This window comes from Bacillus sp. JJ1562 (genome assembly GCF_036962705.1).
Classification (GTDB): Bacteria; Bacillota; Bacilli; order Bacillales; family Bacillaceae_L; genus Ferdinandcohnia.
In genome coordinates this window covers 1-2162 of record NZ_JBALOQ010000048.1, presented here as the reverse complement: position 1 = coordinate 2162, position 2162 = coordinate 1, and the positions used below count along the sequence as shown (strand labels likewise).

At 34.4% G+C, this 2162-nt stretch carries 2 protein-coding genes; both read right to left on the bottom strand.

All coding sequences use genetic code 11. The features are described 5' to 3' along the window. The coding region (locus V7097_RS22240) for an alpha/beta fold hydrolase (protein ID WP_335705828.1) at positions 1-882 on the bottom strand (882 nt) is incomplete at its 3' end. A 443-nt stretch (positions 883-1325) separates the two neighbouring features. Then, the gene (locus V7097_RS22235) at positions 1326-1754 is read right to left on the bottom strand and encodes a stage III sporulation protein AH (protein WP_335705827.1); all 429 of its coding nucleotides are present in this window, start codon (positions 1752-1754) and stop codon (positions 1326-1328) included. Positions 1755-2162: the final 408 nt, after the last annotated feature.

Genomic DNA, 2162 nt, shown 5'->3' with positions numbered 1-2162 from the left:
AGATCCGTTACTTAACTGTGTTTGATAAAAAGTTATTTTTGATTGCTCATCTTCATTTATGTTTTCTTCTTTCGGAGTAAAGATCATGACAGGTATATCAGACGGGAACGTCATATCGATGGTTTTATCAATATTATGATGTATATTATTCGTTTCATTAGCTACATTTTTGTTAAAGGAATTCCAAACAGAAATGGCTTTGGTCATCTTTAAATTTTCTTCGGAATAAATATCTTCCTCTGCTAAAGGAAGGAATAGATCTGGAATCGAAAATAATGCCAATCTTGCAATTCCAGTTGGTGCTACATGAAATTTAGGCATTGTATGGGAATCAGAAACCTTTGGCATTGTATGGGAAGAATGATTAAACCCTGGCAATGTAGGATCAATCCCTATAACCGCTCTAACTTCATCTGGATATTTATTGGCATAGTACATACTATAAATCCCAGAAATGGAGTGTGGCATTAATATATATGGTCCCTCTATGTTTGATTCTTTTAGAGCAGTTCTGATTTCCTCTACTATGTTTTCCACTGTTCGTTCCTTATTAGTTAAATCACTCCAACCATATCCAAAAAGCTCTACAGCAACTATTTTATTGTTCTTTGACATCTCGTTAATCAAAGGTTCAAAATCTAGCACAGGTGCATCAGTACCCAATCCACTTAATAAGACAATAGTATTTTCACCATCACCCTTTGTATAGACATGCATATTCTTACCATCCACTTCAACTAATTGCCCTATTGCTGGGTATTTTTTTTGTTCATATGTAGTCATAACGATATTCAAAACGATCAGAATAAGGAGTGCTGCCACTATAGTCAATGATATATTTTTCATAATAATCCAAAGTCTAAATCTTTTTTTGGTTTTCACTTTTTTCACTACTTCCTATAAGAATATAAATTTGGATTTTTAATCATTGTATATTATTCCATTCTATCCATGGAAAATATTTGATGGCATACAATCTCACTAAATAAGATTTTTCTCTAATTACAGCTTACAATAAACAAACAATTTCTTTTGTAAACCTTATGCAAATTCTTATTGAACTATTCTGCCCCGTTAGCCATCCATGAAGCAGAAAAAATCATTGCTTCACCACAGAGAATGAAAATATATTGGTATGACTATACTGGTTATTAATCCAGTCAACCAATCCATAGTAATGATTTGCAGCTCTCTCATTTTTTTAAACACATGAGACGGGTTTTCTTTGGTATTGTCTTTTTTCGAGGTTAGAGAAGTTTATTTTCATGGTAGTTAAATAACTTCAACAAAAAAGTGCATTAATCCTTCTTGGATCAACGCACCCTTTACTTTAAAAAGAAACTTTTCCATAAGGTTTCATCAACCAGAAAAAAACCCTCGTGTGAACATCCAGCCAGTATACATTTATTATTATGATAAAACATTAAGTCTTCTGGAAGTTCTGGGCTAATCCAATCAAAAAGAGATTTGCTATATTCCTTCAAAAATAGCCTTGTAGCATTATTCATCTGAAAATAGAAAACGTATGCTGTATCCCCAGAAAGTTTTGTGGTTTCCCATTCTCGTTGAATTTTCCGTTCGATTAAATGCCCTTTAATATCGACGATCAAATTATCAACATAGGCAAGACGTTCTTCTTCAATCTCCATTAACTGTCTATTCTCAACAAAAGCAAAACGATTACAATGCTTTGATAATATGTCTATTAATCGTTTATAACGATTGCCCTTTACATTTTCCGTTATCATTAGCATACAAATTCCTCCTTAAACAGCTCTTCAACTATCCTTCTCCCTATATTAAAAATAAGTTCAACAAAAAAGGTGGTTAATCCTTCTTTGATTAACGCACCCGTTAGCACAATATCTAATTCATTGAGTAACTGCTCTGCTTTTCAAAAATTCATAAAATAGACTAAAACACAAATTAATTCCACTCAAGAGAAATACAGGTACTTTTTTACCTATACACATTCGGCGGTTCAGAGGCGGCCACGGGCTACACTATTCATCCTCCCTCACCGCCACCGATCTCCTCGCTTCTTCACGTAGTGTTCAAACACAAAGCGCCAAGGAATGATGAAAGGAAAAATCAACACTAACAAGCAGGCGTAGGCCGTCGCCCAGGTTGATTCGTCCATTTGACCAGCTGACCACAGTGGG